Source organism: Ferranicluibacter rubi, assembly GCF_011603255.1.
Taxonomy (GTDB): Bacteria; Pseudomonadota; Alphaproteobacteria; order Rhizobiales; family Rhizobiaceae; genus Ferranicluibacter; species Ferranicluibacter rubi.
On sequence record NZ_JAANCM010000012.1, the window covers coordinates 103,339 to 119,749 of the forward strand.

At 64.1% G+C, this 16,411-nt stretch carries 17 protein-coding genes; 10 read left to right on the top strand and 7 right to left on the bottom strand.

Features of this window, described 5'->3' with window-relative positions; translation table 11 throughout:
- Positions 1-49 precede the first annotated feature (49 nt).
- Entirely contained in the window at positions 50-223 is a 174-nt protein-coding gene (locus G8E10_RS20480; protein ID WP_167130494.1) for a hypothetical protein, read from the top strand.
- Positions 224-232: 9 nt separating this feature from the next.
- On the opposite strand, the gene G8E10_RS20485 is transcribed toward G8E10_RS20480, so the two are convergent.
- Together G8E10_RS20485 and G8E10_RS20490 are read right to left on the bottom strand one after the other, a co-directional pair.
- Positions 233-559 carry a hypothetical protein gene (locus G8E10_RS20485; protein WP_167130495.1) on the bottom strand — a complete coding sequence of 109 codons (327 nt, stop codon included), beginning with the start codon at positions 557-559 and terminating at the stop codon, positions 233-235.
- Between the two features lie 83 nt (positions 560-642).
- Positions 643-825 carry a hypothetical protein gene (locus G8E10_RS20490; RefSeq protein WP_132665090.1) on the bottom strand — a complete coding sequence of 61 codons (183 nt, stop codon included), beginning with the start codon at positions 823-825 and terminating at the stop codon, positions 643-645.
- Positions 826-983: 158 nt separating this feature from the next.
- On the opposite strand from G8E10_RS20490, the gene G8E10_RS20495 reads away from it, so the two are divergent.
- The 6 genes from G8E10_RS20495 to G8E10_RS20520 all read left to right on the top strand — a co-directional run bounded on the left by G8E10_RS20495 (position 984) and on the right by G8E10_RS20520 (position 7,266).
- Positions 984-2,285, top strand: coding sequence for an amidohydrolase family protein (locus G8E10_RS20495; RefSeq protein ID WP_167130496.1), 1,302 nt, complete (start codon positions 984-986; stop codon positions 2,283-2,285).
- Positions 2,282-2,770: a bleomycin resistance protein gene (locus G8E10_RS20500; protein ID WP_132448448.1), complete on the top strand. Its 489-nt coding sequence runs from the start codon at positions 2,282-2,284 to the stop codon at positions 2,768-2,770. Before G8E10_RS20495 ends, G8E10_RS20500 begins: the two co-directional genes overlap by 4 nt.
- A 26-nt stretch (positions 2,771-2,796) precedes the next feature.
- Complete coding sequence (locus tag G8E10_RS20505; RefSeq protein ID WP_167130497.1) at positions 2,797-3,717, top strand: LysR substrate-binding domain-containing protein; 921 nt, start codon at positions 2,797-2,799, stop codon at positions 3,715-3,717.
- A 108-nt stretch (positions 3,718-3,825) separates the two neighbouring features.
- Positions 3,826-5,202: an LLM class flavin-dependent oxidoreductase gene (locus tag G8E10_RS20510; RefSeq protein WP_167130498.1), complete on the top strand. Its 1,377-nt coding sequence runs from the start codon at positions 3,826-3,828 to the stop codon at positions 5,200-5,202.
- A 140-nt stretch (positions 5,203-5,342) separates the two neighbouring features.
- The gene (locus G8E10_RS20515; RefSeq protein ID WP_110800725.1) at positions 5,343-5,870 is read left to right on the top strand and encodes a flavin reductase family protein; all 528 of its coding nucleotides are present in this window, start codon (positions 5,343-5,345) and stop codon (positions 5,868-5,870) included.
- A gap of 10 nt (positions 5,871-5,880) precedes the next feature.
- On the top strand, positions 5,881-7,266 hold the full coding sequence (locus G8E10_RS20520) for an FAD-binding oxidoreductase (RefSeq protein WP_167130499.1): 1,386 nt from the start codon (positions 5,881-5,883) through the stop codon (positions 7,264-7,266).
- 24 nt (positions 7,267-7,290) lie between these two features.
- Here the strand turns inward: G8E10_RS20520 and G8E10_RS20525 are convergent, their stop codons facing one another.
- The 4 genes from G8E10_RS20525 to G8E10_RS20540 all read right to left on the bottom strand — a co-directional run bounded on the left by G8E10_RS20525 (position 7,291) and on the right by G8E10_RS20540 (position 10,427).
- Complete coding sequence (locus G8E10_RS20525; RefSeq protein ID WP_167130500.1) at positions 7,291-8,082, bottom strand: amino acid ABC transporter ATP-binding protein; 792 nt, start codon at positions 8,080-8,082, stop codon at positions 7,291-7,293.
- On the bottom strand, positions 8,079-8,747 hold the full coding sequence (locus G8E10_RS20530) for an amino acid ABC transporter permease (protein ID WP_132442859.1): 669 nt from the start codon (positions 8,745-8,747) through the stop codon (positions 8,079-8,081). Before G8E10_RS20530 ends, G8E10_RS20525 begins: the two co-directional genes overlap by 4 nt.
- Complete coding sequence (locus G8E10_RS20535) at positions 8,744-9,385, bottom strand: amino acid ABC transporter permease (protein ID WP_167130501.1); 642 nt, start codon at positions 9,383-9,385, stop codon at positions 8,744-8,746. The genes G8E10_RS20530 and G8E10_RS20535 overlap by 4 nt, the downstream gene beginning before the upstream one ends.
- A 214-nt stretch (positions 9,386-9,599) precedes the next feature.
- Positions 9,600-10,427 carry a transporter substrate-binding domain-containing protein gene (locus G8E10_RS20540; RefSeq protein ID WP_110730057.1) on the bottom strand — a complete coding sequence of 276 codons (828 nt, stop codon included), beginning with the start codon at positions 10,425-10,427 and terminating at the stop codon, positions 9,600-9,602.
- A 228-nt stretch (positions 10,428-10,655) separates the two neighbouring features.
- On the opposite strand from G8E10_RS20540, the gene hutC reads away from it, so the two are divergent.
- Positions 10,656-11,360 (top strand): histidine utilization transcriptional repressor HutC, encoded by a 705-nt coding sequence (hutC, locus tag G8E10_RS20545; protein WP_132665096.1) that lies wholly within the window; start codon positions 10,656-10,658, stop codon positions 11,358-11,360.
- A gap of 6 nt (positions 11,361-11,366) precedes the next feature.
- On the opposite strand, the gene G8E10_RS20550 is transcribed toward hutC, so the two are convergent.
- Entirely contained in the window at positions 11,367-12,695 is a 1,329-nt protein-coding gene (locus G8E10_RS20550) for an MFS transporter (protein WP_167130536.1), read from the bottom strand.
- A gap of 398 nt (positions 12,696-13,093) precedes the next feature.
- Here G8E10_RS20550 and cyoA point away from each other — a divergent pair, with 398 nt between their 5' ends.
- Positions 13,094-14,362 carry a ubiquinol oxidase subunit II gene (gene cyoA / locus G8E10_RS20555; protein WP_167130502.1) on the top strand — a complete coding sequence of 423 codons (1,269 nt, stop codon included), beginning with the start codon at positions 13,094-13,096 and terminating at the stop codon, positions 14,360-14,362.
- Between the two features lie 48 nt (positions 14,363-14,410).
- Positions 14,411-16,411 (top strand): cytochrome o ubiquinol oxidase subunit I, encoded by a 2,001-nt coding sequence (cyoB, locus tag G8E10_RS20560; RefSeq protein WP_167130503.1) that lies wholly within the window; start codon positions 14,411-14,413, stop codon positions 16,409-16,411.

Consider the following 16,411-nt stretch of genomic DNA (forward strand, 5'->3'; position numbering starts at 1 on the left):
GCGTGCCTGCAGTGCGGTTTCATGTAATGTCGTTGGAAAGAGGCAGGTCATGCAAGAGACAATGGAGGGCCATGCCATGCCGATGCTGCGGCCCCGGCCTGCTCGCGGGCAGAAAAGCCGAACGATGCGGCCGACACTAAGGATTCTGGCGATTGCCGGTGCCCTCGCTCTGTCCGCCGGACTGTGGGTCGGCGGTTACGCCCTGGTTCGCCTCGTCTGGTAGATATGCGCTTTAATTTGTGCCGTCGCCGGCTGCCAGCAGAATGCGCAGTTCCCGATCCAGCGCGTCGGCAATCTGCCGCGGGTCGGACTCATCCGCCGAGGCGGCATCGATTTCGAAGAGTTCGATAACGGCAAGATCGATTTGCTTCTCTTCGGCCGAGACTGGCTCGGGCTCCGGCTCGTAGTAGATCCGGCAGTGGTCCACGAAATCGCGGCCGACGTCGCCATCCAGAAGAAGCGCCAGCGTCTTGCCGTTCTCGTCACGAAAGTGAAAGACCGTATTCAGGCCTTTCGGCGTTGTCGAAAGGTGACGTGCTGCGAATGCGAGTTCCGACATTGACGACCTCGAATTTTCTCAACAGTTCGCAGTCTACCAGAAATTACGGTGCGTCGTCGCTAACTTTTTGCAGTGCAGCAAAATCAGCCGGCGAACCGTTCCATGACGAAGCTATCGGGTGAGCCCTGCAGGACGCGGTTGGTCTTTTCCAGCGACATGGAGCTCATCGAGACAACAGGTGCATCCGGCTGCGACAGCACGGTTGCCGTCATGAAGGTTGCGGTCAGCGCGATATAGGCTGTCAGGGCTGCAAATCGTATCGACATGGCATCTCTCCTGGTTTTCGGCACAACTCACGCTTTCTTCGAAAGTTCCGTAAGCCACGGATGACTGTGGGGAAAGCGCCGCTTTGCCGGCTTTGCGCGCTTGCCGGGGCGATGCGACCGTTTAAGATGCCGGTGGGCCTTTACCGACGGAGCCGTCTATGACGTTCGACACCATCATTCGCCATGCCAACCTTGCCGATGACCGGATGGGCGTCGATATCGCGATCTCCAAGGGCCGGATCGTCGCGGTGGAACCCGGTATCACGGCGGAAGCGGGCGAGGTCATCGATGCGGGTGGCCGGCTCGTCAGCGCGCCGTTCATCGACATTCACTTTCACATGGATGCGACGCTGTCGCTCGGCACGCCCCGGCTCAACCGGTCAGGCACGCTGCTCGAAGGCATCCAGCTCTGGGGGGAGCTGAAGCCGCTGCTGACCAAGGAAGCGGTGATCGAACGCGCGTTGCGCTATTGCGATCTCGCGGTTTCGCAAGGGCTGCTTGCCGTGCGCAGCCATGTCGATGTCTGCGACGAGCGGTTGACCGGGGTCGAGGCGCTGCTGGAGGTGAAGGATCTCGTGCGGGATTATCTCGACCTGCAGCTCGTCGCCTTTCCGCAGGACGGCTATTTCCGCTCGGCCACGGCGGCCCGCAATCTCGAACGCTCGCTCGACATGGGTGTCGATGTCGTCGGCGGCATTCCGCATTTCGAGCGGACGATGGAGGACGGGCGGCGCTCGGTGACCGCGCTTTGCGAGATCGCGGCGGAACGGGGGCTGCTGGTCGATCTGCACTGCGACGAGACTGACGACCCGATGTCGCGCCATATCGAAACTTTGGCTTACGAAACGCAGCGCCTCGGGCTTCAGGGGCGCGTGGCCGGTTCGCATCTGACATCCATGCATTCGATGGACAACTACTACGTTTCCAAGCTTCTGCCGCTGATCGTGGAGGCGCAGATCCATTGCGTGCCCAATCCGCTGGCCAATATCGTGCTGCAGGGGCGGCACGATACCTATCCGAAGCGGCGCGGCATGATGCGCGTGCCGGAGCTTATGGCGCTCGGCGTCAACGTCGCCTATGGCCAGGACAGCTGCATGGACCCCTGGTATTCGTTCGGCAATGCCGACATGCTGGATGTCGCGCATATGGCCGTCCACACGGGGCATATGACGAGCCCGGCGGCGGTCAAAGCCTCGTTCCGGGCGGTGACCGAAAACGCGGCCCGCACCTTCGGGCTCGACGGCTACGGCATCGCGCCGGGTTGCCATGCCGATCTCGTGCTTCTCGAAGCGCGCGACACGGCGGAGGCCGTGCGCATGCGGGCGAACCGGCTGATGGTGCTGCGCCGCGGCAAGATCATCGCGCAGACGCCACCGCGAACAGCAAAGCTGTCGTTGGCCGGGCGACCGGACACGCTGGAGCCCTGGCGCTATGCGCCGGTCGAGGCGTCGGCATCATGAGCCTCGATATAACGCCACCCCGCCTCGGGCAGAGCGAACGCAATGCGGCCGACAGTGCCGGCGGGCTTCCGGCGGGCGGGTTCAACGCGCTCGTGCCGGAACTCGATGTGACGGACCTTGGCCGCAGCCTGACCTTCTGGTGCGACCTCCTCGGTTTTGCCATCGCCTACGACCGCAAGGCGGCGAACTTTGCCTATCTGGAGCGCGAGGGTGCACAGATCATGCTGTCGCAGATCAACGGCGCCTGGGTCACGGCGCCGCTGGAGCCGCCGCTCGGGCGCGGTATGAATTTCCAGATCGAGGTCTCCGATATCGCCGCCATTGCCGAACGGCTGGCGCAGGCGGACTGGCCGCTCTTCCGGGGCGTTCAGGATGCCGTCTACAATGTCGGGGGTGAGGACCGGGCGTCGCGCGAGCTGCTGGTACAGGATCCGGACGGCTATCTCGTGCGTCTCGCGCAGCGCCTTCCGATCGGCGATGCGTAAGGTGGTGCGAACCTGAAAGGCAGCGGATGACGGTCATCGCCCTCAGGGCTCTGCAGGCCTTCGAGGCGGTGGGGCGGCTTGGCAGCGTGACGGCGGCTGCCGTCGAGCTCGGCGTTTCCCCGGGCGCCGTCAGCCAGCACCTGCGCAAGCTGGAGGCGCATCTCAGCGTGAGCCTGATCGAGCGGCGCGGCCGGCGTATCGCGATGACGGCGCTCGGTCATCTCTATCATGCCGAAATCGCCAAGGGCTTCCTGCAGTTCGAGGCGGCGGGGCGCGTGCTGGCGCGGGCGCGCAATACGGGCGGGCTGACCCTGTCGGCGCTGTCCTCCGTCGTCAACAAGTGGATCGGCCGCCGGATCTTCGACTGGCAGGCGGTGCATCCCGACGCGCAGATCCGCATTCTCGGGCAGGATGCGGAGCCGCGGCTCGGTATCGACGAGGTCGATTTCCGGATCACCTACGGCCTGCGCGGCAGTCCGCATCCCCACAGCACCGCGCTTTTTCGCGACTGGGTGGTGCCCGCATGCGCGCCGGCCCTGATCGCGGCGCATGCCGGGCCTGTCGGCCCTGCGGAGATCCTCCGCCATCCGCTGCTGCATATCGCCTGGGAGCAGCATTTCTCGACATTTCCGCACTGGCGGGATTTCGCGCATGCGGCTGGCGTCGCCTTTGCGGAGGGTGGGCCGGGCCTGTCGTTCACGCTGTCATCCAGCGCCATCGATGCCGCGGTCAACAAGCGCGGCTTCGTGCTGGCGCAGATGTCGATGATCACGGACGAGCTTGCCGCAGGCACGCTGGTCGTGCCCTTCGACCTGCGGCTGCCGCTGCCGGAGAGCTATTTCCTCGCCTGGGACCGCTCCGCACTCGACAAGCCGCATGGGCAGGCATTCCATGGCTGGCTGACGGCGCTTGGGCGGCGGCAGGGACTTGCGTCGGCGCCGCAATGACCTTCCGCGACTGTTTAGAAAAACTTACATAGAACGTCGTTTCCCGGGCTTGTCCGCCGGCCGGTTCCCGCCATACTCCGGGCAGTCGATCACAGGAAGGGACCTCGCATGGCACGGCAGGACAAGCTCAAGCTCGGGACGTTCGTCTACACCTTCGGGTTCCATCCCGCGAGCTGGCTGCACCCTTCCAGCGATGTGAACGGGGCGAACGATATCGCGCATCTGAAAAAGGTCGCGCAGATGTCCGAAGCGGCCAAGTTCGATTTCCTGTTCATGGCGGATTCGCCGGCGGCCGGCATCGGCGACCCCGATGCGCTGGCCCGCAGCCCCACCAAGATGAACCGTTTCGAGCCGCTGACGCTGCTCTCGGCGCTGTCCATGGTGACGGAGCGGCTGGGCCTCGTGGCCACCGCATCGACCAGCTACTACGAGCCCTTCAACCTCGCCCGCATCTTCGCCTCCATCGATCAGTTGTCGAACGGCCGCGCCTGCTGGAATGTCGTGACGTCGGATCATGACGAGACCGGCTACAATTTCAACCGGACCGGGCTCGATCCGCACGAACTGCGGTACGAGCGCTGCCGGGAGTTCGTGGATGTCGTCTTCGGGCTCTGGGACAGTTTCGAGAAGGATGCGCTGCTGCTCGACCGCGATAGCGGCCTCTACTACGACAAGGCCCGGCATCACATGCTGAACCATGTCGGCAAGCACTATCAGGTGCGCGGGCCGCTCAACATCGCGCCCTCGGCGCAAGGGCGGCCCGTGATTGCGCAGGCGGGCGGGTCGGAGGCCGGCATGGACCTTGCCGCGCGCACGGCCGAGATCGTCTTCAGCCTCGCCTCCAACATCGACCGGAACCGGGCATTCTACGCGAACGTCAAAGGGCGCATGCCGGTGCTGGGGCGCGATCCTGACGACCTCAAGATCATGCCGGGCGTGGTGCTGAATGTGGGGGAGACGGAGGCCGAGGCGCGGGCCAAGGTCGAGTTCCTGATCGATAGGCTGCATCCCGATGTCGGACGGCTGATGCTGTCGGAATTCCTGGAGGCGGACCTGCGCGGCGTGCCGCTGGACGAGCCTTTCCCGATGGACCGGCTTCCCGAACAGCCGAAGGGCTCCAAGGCGCTGTTCGAGGAGCTGACCGATTTCGTGAAGAAGGGCCATACGGTGGGCGAGCTGATCCGGCTCTATGCCGAGAAGCACACCGGCAACGGTATCACCGGCACGCCGGTGCAGATCGCGGATTTCATGGAGGAATGGTTCGAGACGCGCGCGGCCGACGGCTTCATCCTGATGTTTCCGACCCTGCCGGCGAGCCTTGAGGATTTCGTCCGGTTGGTTCTGCCGGAGCTTCGCCGCCGCGGCCTGTTCCGGGAGGAATATGAAGGCGAGACGCTGCGCGAGAACCTCGGCATCTCCGTACCGGTCAATCGTCATACCGCCGCCCGGCAACGTTCCGGCACCTCGGGCGTTCAGGCTCCGTAAAGCATACGCGAAGATCGAGCTCCGTCCTTCGCAGTCCTGTTTTTGGTGGAAGGAAGATGTTCAGTGCATTCGGATAGACAGGGAGCCCCGACCGAGGATATGCCGTCGATCGGGATGCTCCAGATGCGAGGTGTCGTGACATGACTGCTGCCGTTTCTCCGTCGGGCGTGGACGTTGCCGGCCCCGATGCCGCGGCCTTCAAGCTCTCCATGCGCCATCTCGCAGGCGCCGTCTGCGTCATCACGGTGGGCGATGGCGAGGCGCGGACCGGGTTTACCGCAACGTCGGTCACATCGCTCTCGGCCGAAGTGCCCTCGGTCATCGTCAGCCTCAACCGCACGTCCTCCTCCTGGCCCGTGCTGGAGCGGAGCGGCCATTTCTGCGTCAACGTGCTGGCGGAAGGTCAGGACGGCGTTGCCAAGGCCTTTGCCGGCGCGGACGGACGCCGGGGGGCTGAGCGCTATGCCGGCGCTGAATGGACCCGGCTCGACAGCGGCGGATGGGCGCTTGCCGATGCGCTGACCGTCATCGATTGCGGCCTCGACGAGGCGCTGCATCGCCACACGCATGCCATCCTCATCGGCCGCGTGCGCAGCGTACGGGTGCGGCAGAACGTGGCACCGCTTCTCTACTTCAATGGCGGCTTCCGCACGCTGCTTCCCGAATAGGACGACCCACATGCCCGAGATCGACGCCGTCCTCGCCGCCATTACCGCGGCCGTTCCCGGCGTGGACATGCGCATCGGGGCCGATATATCGGCGCTTCATCCCGGCGAACATCCCGACAATCTCGGCGGCTCCGCCGTCATCGCGCCGCGCGATGTTGCCTCGCTCTCCACCATCGTCGGGATCTGCGCGCAGGCCGACATTCCTGTCGTCACCCATGGCGGGCGGACGGGGCTGGTCGGCGGGGGCATCTCCGTGGCTGGCGAGATCGTCGTCTCTTTAAAGAACCTCGACCGCATCATCGAGATCGACCCGGTCGGCGGCGTGGCGGTGGTCGAAGCCGGGGTGACGCTGGAGGCCTTGCAACAGGCCGCTGCCGTTCACGGGCTGGAGCCGGGCATCGACCTTGCGGCGCGCGGATCGGCGACGCTCGGTGGCATGGCCTCCACCAATGCCGGCGGCGTCATGGCGTTCCGCAACGGCGTCATGCGCCATCGCATTCTGGGGCTGGAAGCCGTGCTGCCGGATGGTGGCATCTATCGCGACATGGTGCGCGTGGTGAAGAATTCCGCCGGCTACGACCTGAAGCATCTGCTGATCGGGGCCGAGGGTACGCTCGGCGTGATCACCGGGCTGGTGGTCAAGCTCGATCCGGTGCCGGCGGCGAGCGCCACGGCGCTGTTCGGCCTGCCCTCGACGGAAGCCGCATTGGCGCTGATGGGGCTTGCCCGGGCCACGGGCAGGCTGCGGGCCTGCGAGGCGATGTGGTCGCGCTATTTCGGCTTTACGGCGCAGCATTTCGGCTGGCGCGAAACGAGCGATGCGACGCCGGTGCATCTGGCCATCGGGCTTGGTGGCGAGACGGACGAGGCGCTTCTCGGCGTCCTTGCCGGGCTCTACGAGGCGATCTGCGAGGTCTATCCGGATACCACGGCGGTGGTTGCAGGCTCAGTGCAGCAGGCGCATGAGATCTGGCGGTTGCGGGAGGAGACGGCGCTGATGTATCGCGCCTTTCCGGCAGCGCCCTCCTACGACATTTCCGTTCCGATCGACCGGCTCGGCGCCTATCTCGCGCGGATCGCGCCGTCGCTCGAGGCCATCGACGGCCTTTCGCCCTTCATCTTCGGCCATGTCGCCGACGGCAACCTGCATATCGTGCTCGACCGGCCGGGGAGCTGGATGACGGAGGCGCGGCGCGATGCCGTCGAGCAGGTGCTCTATGACGGAATTGGCGCGATGGGCGGGTCGTTCTCGGCCGAACACGGCGTCGGCTCCAAGCGCATTCATGCGCTGCTGGCGACAGGCGATCCGGTGAAGCTGGCGACGATGCGGGCGATCAAGCAGGCGCTCGACCCGAAGGGGTTGTTCAATCCGGGCAAGGTTTTGCCGGTGGCGTAAGGCCGCCTATCACACCAGCCCCTATCACACCAGCATCGAGGCGCCGCGGTCGAGATAGGTGTCGAGGAACTGCTCGAGGCGGGGGTGGCGGGGCTTGCCGAAGACCTCGGACGGCGGGCCGGAGAAGAGCAGGCGGCCCTGATCGAGAAAGCTGATCTGGCTGCCGACCGTCGCGGCAAAGCCGATCTCATGGCTGACGACGACCATGGTCATGCCCTCGGCCGCGAGATCCCGCATGACGTTCAGCACCTCGCCGGTCAGTTCCGGATCGAGCGAGGAGGTGGGTTCGTCGAACAGCATGATCTTCGGCTTCAGCGCCAAAGCTCTGGCAATGGCCACGCGCTGCTGCTGCCCGCCGGACAGCTGCGACGGATAGTGACCGGCGCGGGCCTCCAGCCCCACCTTGACCAGCTGCTCCATGGCGCGGGCCTCGGCGTCCTTCCGGCTCATCTTGTGCACGGTGCGCAGGGCTTCGCTGACATTGCCGAGCGCCGTCATGTGCGGCCAGAGATTGAACTGCTGGAAGACCATGCCGATCTTGGAGCGGATGGCGCGGTTCGTGGCGGCGGGAATGCGCTCGCGCATACCGTTCGAATTCTCCGAGAACCCGAGCACCTCGCCATCCACCGTGATGGTACCGCTTGTCGCCTCCTCCAGAAAGGCCATGCAGCGCAGGAGCGTGCTCTTGCCGGAGCCCGACGGGCCGATGAGGCAGGAGACCTGTCCGGGCGGGATCTCCAGATCGATACCGTGCAGCACGGCGGTGTCGCCGTAGCGCTTGACGAGGTTTCGGACGGCGATGGCGGGAAGGGTCATGTCGGGGAAAACCTGTATCGGGACAAGCGATGCTCGGCATAGCGGCCGAGCTTGTCGGTGACTTCCACCAGCACCCAGTAGAACACGGCGAGCAGGAAGAGCGATTCGACGAAGGCATATTGCTGGGAGCCGATGGCGCTGACGGTCAGCGTCAGTTCCGGCACGGTGATGATGGAGAGGATCGCGGTTTCCTTCATCAGGATCACGGCCATGTTGATGGCGGGGGGCAGCACCAGCATGGTCATTTCCGGCAGAAGGATGCGCCGCACGATCTGGCCTTGGCTGAGGCCGACGCATTCTGCCGCCTCGATATGGCCCTTGGGGATGGCGGCGAAGCCGGCGCGAAAAATCTCGCTGAAATAGGCGGCGCCGTAGATCGTCAGACCCAAGAGCCCGGCGGGGATGGGGTCGAGTGCGAGGCCGATGAAGGGGCCGCCGTAATAGAGAAGGAAGATCTGGATGAGGAACGGCGTGCCGCGCAGCACTTCGACGGCAAGCCCAAGCGGCCAGTCGATGATGCGGCCGCCATAGCGCCGGCCGACGGCGACGAGAAAGCCCAGTGCCGCACCGCCGATGGTGCCGGCGATCCAGAGAAGCAGCGTGACGCCGGCGCCGGAGAGAATGGCCGGGAGCTGGGCGAGAATGACGTTGATATCGAAGGTCATCGCGGCACTCCGGGCAGGGACCGCTCTATGAGGCCGCCGGTACGCGCCACCACCCAGTTGATGACGAGATAGATAAGGCCGGCGCAGGCGAAGAGCTGTAGCGGCAGAAAGGTGCTGCCCGCCAGATCCTGCGCCATGCGCGTCAGCTCGACGATGCCGACGACGGAGACGAGCGAGGAGGCCTTGAGGATGAGGATCGCCTCGTTGACGAGCGCGGGAAATGTCAGCCGCAACGCGATCGGCACCTTGATGCGGCGGAAGGCCTGGGAGGGCGTGAGGCCGACCATCTCGGCCGATTCGATCAGCCCGCGGGGCACGCTGGCAAAGCCGCCGCGCAGGTTTTCCGCCTGATAGGCCGCGGTGCAGAGCGAAAGGCCGATGATGGCGGCGACGATGCTGGGCACGTTGAGACCGATGACGGGCAGGAGATTGTAGATCAGCAGCAACTGCACGAGGAGAGGCACGCCGCGGAAGAAGCTGATGAAAATACGGGCAGGAACCGCCAGCGCGGGGCGGCCGGACAGGAGCATGCCGGAGAGGAGAATGGCAATCGCAAAGCCGATCAGGATCGACACGAGGCTGATGCCGATCGTGTAGAACGAGGCTTTGAGAAGGAGTTCGAACAGCTTGAAGGACATTGCCGGCCAATTCGTCGGGTGGGCTGTCGGACGCGGTACAGTGCGGTGCATCAGATAGGACGCACTCAGGTTCGCTGTAGCGCTTTACACCTGCTGCACCATTCCTGAAATCGATTCAGGACTAATGCAGCGGGGTGAGCGGAAGGGCGGGGCCGACTGTGCGCACATGCGTCGTGCCGGTTCAGCCCCGCTTTGGATCAGGGAACGGTCCTGATCAGAATGCCGGGTCCTTGACGGCATCCGGTGTGTCGAAGCTGGCGCCGAACCATTTTTCCTGGAGCTTGGCGAGGCGTCCGTCGCCCTTCATCTTCAGGAGGGCCGCGTCGATCGCGTCCATCAGCGGCGCGTGGTCCGCATCCTTGGTGCCGATGAAGCCGAAATAGGCCTTCTGGCCGAAGGGCGGCATCACGACCTCGAACGTATCCTTGCGCTGGCTGGCGACGAAGGCGATGTTCGGCAGGGAGTTTGCGACACCGGCGATGCGGCCGGCTGCGAGATCGGCGTAGGATTCGGTGAAGGCAGGATATTCGCGGATATCGACCTTCGCGGGGAGCTTTTCGGAATAACCCTGCAGCTGGGCGAGCTGCGCCGTCGCCTTGCCGACGCCGATCGCTTTGCCGGCGATGTCTTCCGGCTTGGTAATGCTGGTGTCGCCGGCCTTCTTCAGGATCGCGACCGTCGCTTCGGCCACCGGCGGCGTGAAGCGGTAGCGCTCCATGCGGGCCTTGGTGATCGTGGCGGGGCCGGCGACCATGTCGAACTTGCCGGCTTCGAGGCCCGGCAGGACGCCTTCCCAGGGGAGGGCGATCCATTCGATCTCGACGCCGAGTTCCTTGCCGAGTTCGGCGAAGACATCCACGTTGAGGCCGGCATGCTCGCCGGCATCGATGAAGTCGAAGGGTGCGAAGGCGGTTTCGGTGCCGACCTTCATGGTGCCGGCGGCCTTGATGCGGGCGAGCGCGTCTTCGGCATGGGCCGAGAAGGTCGCGCCGAGCAGGAAGGCCGCGGCAACGAGGCCCTTCAGCAGGAAATGGGATTTCATGGTCGTCTCTCCAGTATCGTGCCGCATCTCACGCGGCGTTCCCGTCTTCAGAATTGGATCTGCAGGCTTCTGCGTCCTGCATTTTGACTATACAAATAGACAGGTCCTTGCATAAGGTGTCAACGACAAACTGCCCGCGGTGTGCGGCATCCGCTGCCCTTGTCATGCGAGTGACATGCAAGCGTCGTGCCGTGTCCGCACCGCCTGTCCGCCGACCGGAGCCGTGCCTTGACCTCGCTTCACCAGCGCATTTTCGAAGACATCGAGCAGAAGATCATGAGCGGCACCTGGCCGCCCGGGCAGCGCATTCCGGCCGAGCATGAGCTGGAAGTGACCTATGGCTGTTCCCGCATGACGGTGAGCAAGGCGCTCTCGGCGCTGGCCGCGCGCGGCATGATCGTGCGCCGCCGCAGGGCCGGGTCCTTCGTCGCCTCGCCGCAGATCGACCGGACGGTGATGGACATTTCCGATATCGGAACGGAAGCGAAAGTGGCGGGCCATGCCTACAGCCACCGCATCCTGTCGCGGCGGATCGAGCGGCTGTCGGCGGTGGATGCGGCTGTCATCGAAGAGACGGCGGGGGCCGAGGTGCTGCGGGTGGAATGCCTGCACATCGTGGATGGCAGGCCCAATGCGCTGGAGAAGCGAATGATCCTGCTCGATGCGGTGCCGCAGGCGCGGGACGAGACTTTCGAGACGAGCCCGCCGGGGAGCTGGCTTCTGGATCAGGTACCGTGGTCGGAGGCGAAACACATCATTCGCGCGGTCGCGGCGGATGCGGCAACCGCGAAGCTGCTGACGATCGAGCGACACGCCGCCTGTCTGCTCCTAACTCGTCAGACCTGGCAGAATGGCCGGACGGTGACCTTCGTCGAAATTACGCACCCCGGGGACCGTTACCAGTTCGCCGGGGTGTTTCATCCATCGAAGTGAGAGCAACTACTCCCGGGCGAGCAGGCGCTTGTTGAGGAACAGCGCCAGCATGGTGCAGATCGCGCCCGACAGCAGGTAGTAACCGACGAAGGGCAGGCCGAACTTGCTCGACAGGCCGAGCGTGATCAGCGGCGCGAAGCCGGCGCCGAGGAACCAGGCGAGGTCGGAGGTGAAGGCCGCGCCCGAGTAGCGATAGCCCTGCGTGAACCGCGAGGACACCGAGCCCGCCGCCTGGCCGAAGGAGAGACCGAGCACGCCGAAGCCGGCGATGACGAAGGACGAGATGCCCGTCTGGCCGGAGCCGAGCAGAATCGGGCCGATGAAGCTGAAGATGGCGATGATGATGGCGCCGACGACGAGCTGGCTGCGGCGGCCGATGCGATCGGCAAGCAGGCCCGACGCGATGACCGTGAGAATACCGAGGCCGGCACCCGCAACCTGAACCAGCATGAACGAGCCGATCGACTGGTCGCTGTTGAGGTTCGTCCAGGCCAGCGGGAAGATCGTGACGACGTGGAACATGGCAAAGCTTGCCAGCGGCGCGAAGGCGCCGATGAGGATATCGCGGCCATGGGTGCGGATCAGGTCGGTGAAGGGCACGGCTTCAAGCTCGTGACGCTCCAGCAGGTCGCCGAAATCCTTGGTCATGACGAGACGCAGGCGCGCGAACAGGGCGACGACGTTGATCGCGAAGGCGACGAAGAACGGGTAGCGCCAGCCCCAGGAGAGGAAGTCGGCTTCGGAGGTATTGGCGACGAAGAAGCCGAACAGGATGCTGGCGAGCGCAAAGCCGATCGGCGCGCCGAGCTGCGGGATCATCGCGTACCAGCCGCGGTGCTTCTCCGGGGCGTTCAGCGCGAGCAGGGAGGCAAGGCCGTCCCAGGCGCCACCGAGCGCAAGGCCCTGGCCGATGCGGAAGATGGCGAGCAGGTAGATCGACCAGACGCCGGCATCCTGGTAGCTGGGCAGGAAGCCCATGCAGACCGTGGAGATACCGAGCAGGAACAAAGCGATGGTGAGCTTGGTGCCGCGTCCGTAGGCACGGTCGATTGCCATGAAGATGACCGAGCCGATGGGGCGCGCGACGAAGGCGAGCGAGAAGATCCCGAAGGAATAGAGCGTCGCCGTCAACGGGTCCGGCTCGAACGAGAAGACGAGCTTCGGGAACACGAGGACGGAGGCGAGGCCGAACACGAAGAAGTCGAAGAACTCCGACATGCGGCCGATGATCACGCCAAGCGCGATCGAGCCCGGGGATACGGGTGCGTCGCCGTGGATCTGCCGCGCGTCGCGCTCCAGGGCCGAGGATGAGGGTCCGCCGGACGTCTCTGCTATCGTTGTCATCGGGATGCCTCCATGCCTTTCGCTGGCCGCGCGGTTCAACGCGTGCCGTCTTTTGAACGATGTTGATCAAACGGGCCGGGTTATCAAGTGGCAGGGGTGAGAAATTCTACCCTGCGACGGTATGACCCGTGTCAGGAGACGGTCATTTCAAGGGGAAGGCTCGACTTTCTCATCAGGACCTATATCTCGCATGTCAGCGGGCTGACGATATGAAGTCTGTGGACGACGTGCTGTCGCGAATGGTGGACCGAACCCGAGAGGTCTATCGACGCGGCGGTGAATTTTGCCGCAGGGCATCATTTTTGCTGCGGTGCGACCAAACACCTCATATCGTTCGTGGTCGCAGGGTATTACTCGCAGGGCAAAGATAACGAAAAGAGCATTGGACCATGGCGAACCTCTATCGACACGCTTGTCGCATCCTCATGCTGCCGCTCCTGGCGGGGCTTGCCGGCTGCAACATGGTGGTGATGTCCCCCTCGGGCGACATCGCAACGCAGCAGCGCGACCTTATCTTGGTCTCCACCTTCCTCATGCTCCTGATCATCATTCCGGTGATCGTCCTGATCTTCTATTTCGCTTGGCACTATCGCCGTGCGAATACGGACGCCGTCTACGATCCCGAATGGCATCACTCCACGCGCCTGGAAGTCGTGATCTGGTCGGCGCCGCTCGCCATCATCGTCGCGCTCGGCGCCGTCACCTGGATCAGCACGCACAAGCTCGACCCGTACCGGCCGCTCGACCGGCTGGATGCGGAACGGCCGGTGACTGCCGACATGAAGCCGCTGACCGTCGAGGTCGTGGCGCTCGACTGGAAGTGGCTGTACTTCTACCCGGAATACGGCATCGCCACGGTGAACGAACTGGCCGCGCCGGTGGACGTGCCGATCAACTTCAAGATCACCGCCTCCTCGGTCATGAACTCCTTCTACATCCCGGCGCTTGCCGGCCAGATCTACGCCATGCCGGGCATGCAGACGCGGCTTCACGCCGTCATCAATGCGCCGGGCGAGTTCGAGGGCTTCTCCGCAAACTATAGCGGCGCCGGCTTCTCGCACATGCGCTTCAAGTTCCATGGTCTCGACCAGGCCGGCTTCGACGGCTGGGTCGCCAAGGTCAAGCAGCAGGGCACGATGCTCAACCGCGACACCTACCTGAAGCTCGAAAAGCCGAGCGAGCGGGAGCCGGTTCGCTACTATGGCGGCGTCGAGAACGGTCTCTACGAGGCGGTCCTCAACATGTGCGCCCAGCCCGGCAAGATGTGCATGAACGAGATGATGCATGTCGACATGATGGGCGGCGGCGGCGAGGATAGCGAAGGCAACCGCGAGCGTCTGCAATACGACAACCGCCATGCCGGCACCGGCGAGGGCACGAGCGCTGCAACCTTCCCCGCCACCGGCCAGCCGGCCCGCTCGGAGGGTGCGCCGGAAGGCGGCAACGATCACGGCCAGCACGGTGCCGCGCCGGCCGAAGGCCAGCCCGCTGATGGCGCACAGCCGATGCAGCACGATATGCAGAACATGAACGGGCACGACATGAACGGGCACCAGATGGGTGGCCAGGAAAATGGGGGCGCTCCAGCCCCCGACAGTGGCTCGGCGACGCCCGACAAGGGCTCGATTGCGCCCGAACAGCTGAACAACTCGAAATGATCGCGGCGCTTTTCCGCACCGCTTGCGACTGCAAGAACTGGGGTCACCATGTTTAATCAGGACATTTCCAGCCTCGTCTTCGGACGATTGACCTTGGAAGCCTTTCCGTACCACGAGCCGATCCTCGTGCTCACCTTCATCGGCGTCGTCCTCGGCGGCATCGCCGTCGTCGCGGCTCTCACCTACTTCAAGCTCTGGGGCTATCTCTGGACGGAGTGGCTGACGAGCGTCGATCACAAGAAGATCGGGATCATGTATGTGATCCTCGCGCTGATCATGCTTCTGCGCGGCTTCGCCGACGCCTTGATGATGCGCACCCAGCAGGCCATCGCCTTCAACGGCAATGAAGGCTTCCTGCCGCCGCACCATTACGACCAGGTGTTCACCGCGCACGGTGTCATCATGATCTTCTTCATGGCCATGCCGTTCGTCACGGGCCTGATGAACTTCGTCGTGCCGTTGCAGATCGGCGCCCGCGACGTGTCGTTCCCGTTCCTGAACAATTTCTCGTTCTGGATGACGGCAGCCGGTGCTGCGATCATCATGATCTCGCTGTTCGTCGGCGAATTTGCCCGTACCGGCTGGCTGGCCTATCCGCCTCTGTCGGGCGCGGATTACAGCCCGGGCGTGGGGGTCGATTATTACATCTGGGGCCTGCAGGTGGCGGGTGTCGGCACGACGCTGTCCGGTATCAACCTGATCGCGACCATCGTGAAGATGCGCGCGCCCGGCATGACCATGATGAAGATGCCGATCTTCACCTGGACCTCGCTCTGTACAAACGTTCTGATCGTTGCCTCCTTCCCGATCCTGACCGCAACGCTCGCACTGCTGTCGCTCGACCGCTACGTCGGCACGCACTTCTTCACGAACGATCTCGGCGGCAACCCGATGATGTATGTGAACCTCATCTGGATCTGGGGTCACCCGGAAGTCTACATCCTGATCCTGCCGGCGTTCGGCATCTTCTCGGAAATCGTCGCCACCTTCAGCGGCAAACGCCTGTTCGGCTATGCCTCGATGGTCTACGCCACGGTCGTCATCACGATCCTGTCCTACCTCGTCTGGCTGCACCACTTCTTCACCATGGGTTCGGGCGCCAGCGTCAACGCCTTCTTCGGCATCACGACGATGATCATCTCGATCCCGACGGGCGCCAAGATCTTCAACTGGCTGTTCACGATGTATCGTGGCCGCATCCGGTTCGAAGTCCCGATGCTCTGGACGATCGGCTTCATGGTGACCTTCGTCATCGGCGGCATGACGGGCGTTCTGCTCGCCGTACCCCCGGCCGACTTCGTGCTGCACAACTCGCTGTTCCTCATCGCCCACTTCCATAACGTCATCATCGGCGGCGTGGTCTTCGGCGTCATGGCCGGCGTCACCTACTGGTTCCCGAAAGCCTTCGGCTATCGCCTGAACGACTTCTGGGGCAAGATGAGCTTCTGGTTCTGGCTGGTCGGCTTCTACTTCGCCTTCATGCCGCTCTACGTGCTCGGCCTGATGGGCGTCACGCGCCGCCTCAGCCAGTTCGAGGATCCGTCGCTGCAGATCTGGTTCATCATCGCGGCCTTCGGCGCCGTCCTGATCGCGCTCGGCATCGCCTCGTTCATCATCCAGCTGGTCGTCAGCTTCCTGCAGCGCGAGCAGTTGCGCGACCTTACGGGCGATCCCTGGAACGGCCGGACGCTGGAATGGTCGACGTCGTCACCGCCGCCGGATTACAACTTCGCCTTCACGCCGGTCATTCACGATCACGACTCGTGGTACGACATGAAGAACCGCGGTTACGAGCGTCCGCTGGGTGGCTTCAGGCCGATCCACATGCCGAAGAACACCGGCACGGGGGTCATCCTCAGCGGCTTAAGCGTCGCCTTCGCCTTCGCCGTCATCTGGTACATCTGGTGGCTCGCCATCGTGTCCTTCATCGGCATCATCGCGGTCTCCATCGGACATACCTTCAACTACAACCGCGATTTCTACATTCCGGCGGATGACGTCATCGCAACGGAAGGGGAGCGCACGCGGCGGCTCTCCGGGCAGGCCTGA

What these genes read in the sequence shown, in the direction of transcription:
- G8E10_RS20535 (WP_167130501.1), bottom strand. Translation starts at nt 9,385, where the DNA reads ATGTCCTTCAAGCTGTTCGAACTCCTTCTCAAAGCCTCGTTCTACACG.
- G8E10_RS20485 (WP_167130495.1), bottom strand. Translation starts at nt 559, where the DNA reads ATGTCGGAACTCGCATTCGCAGCACGTCACCTTTCGACAACGCCGAAA.
- G8E10_RS20520 (WP_167130499.1), top strand. Translation starts at nt 5,881, where the DNA reads ATGCCCGAGATCGACGCCGTCCTCGCCGCCATTACCGCGGCCGTTCCC.
- G8E10_RS20495 (WP_167130496.1), top strand. Translation starts at nt 984, where the DNA reads ATGACGTTCGACACCATCATTCGCCATGCCAACCTTGCCGATGACCGG.
- G8E10_RS20500 (WP_132448448.1), top strand. Translation starts at nt 2,282, where the DNA reads ATGAGCCTCGATATAACGCCACCCCGCCTCGGGCAGAGCGAACGCAAT.
- G8E10_RS20515 (WP_110800725.1), top strand. Translation starts at nt 5,343, where the DNA reads ATGACTGCTGCCGTTTCTCCGTCGGGCGTGGACGTTGCCGGCCCCGAT.
- G8E10_RS20510 (WP_167130498.1), top strand. Translation starts at nt 3,826, where the DNA reads ATGGCACGGCAGGACAAGCTCAAGCTCGGGACGTTCGTCTACACCTTC.
- G8E10_RS20540 (WP_110730057.1), bottom strand. Translation starts at nt 10,427, where the DNA reads ATGAAATCCCATTTCCTGCTGAAGGGCCTCGTTGCCGCGGCCTTCCTG.
- cyoA (WP_167130502.1), top strand. Translation starts at nt 13,094, where the DNA reads ATGGCGAACCTCTATCGACACGCTTGTCGCATCCTCATGCTGCCGCTC.
- G8E10_RS20505 (WP_167130497.1), top strand. Translation starts at nt 2,797, where the DNA reads ATGACGGTCATCGCCCTCAGGGCTCTGCAGGCCTTCGAGGCGGTGGGG.
- cyoB (WP_167130503.1), top strand. Translation starts at nt 14,411, where the DNA reads ATGTTTAATCAGGACATTTCCAGCCTCGTCTTCGGACGATTGACCTTG.
- G8E10_RS20525 (WP_167130500.1), bottom strand. Translation starts at nt 8,082, where the DNA reads ATGACCCTTCCCGCCATCGCCGTCCGAAACCTCGTCAAGCGCTACGGC.
- G8E10_RS20480 (WP_167130494.1), top strand. Translation starts at nt 50, where the DNA reads ATGCAAGAGACAATGGAGGGCCATGCCATGCCGATGCTGCGGCCCCGG.
- G8E10_RS20530 (WP_132442859.1), bottom strand. Translation starts at nt 8,747, where the DNA reads ATGACCTTCGATATCAACGTCATTCTCGCCCAGCTCCCGGCCATTCTC.
- G8E10_RS20490 (WP_132665090.1), bottom strand. Translation starts at nt 825, where the DNA reads ATGTCGATACGATTTGCAGCCCTGACAGCCTATATCGCGCTGACCGCA.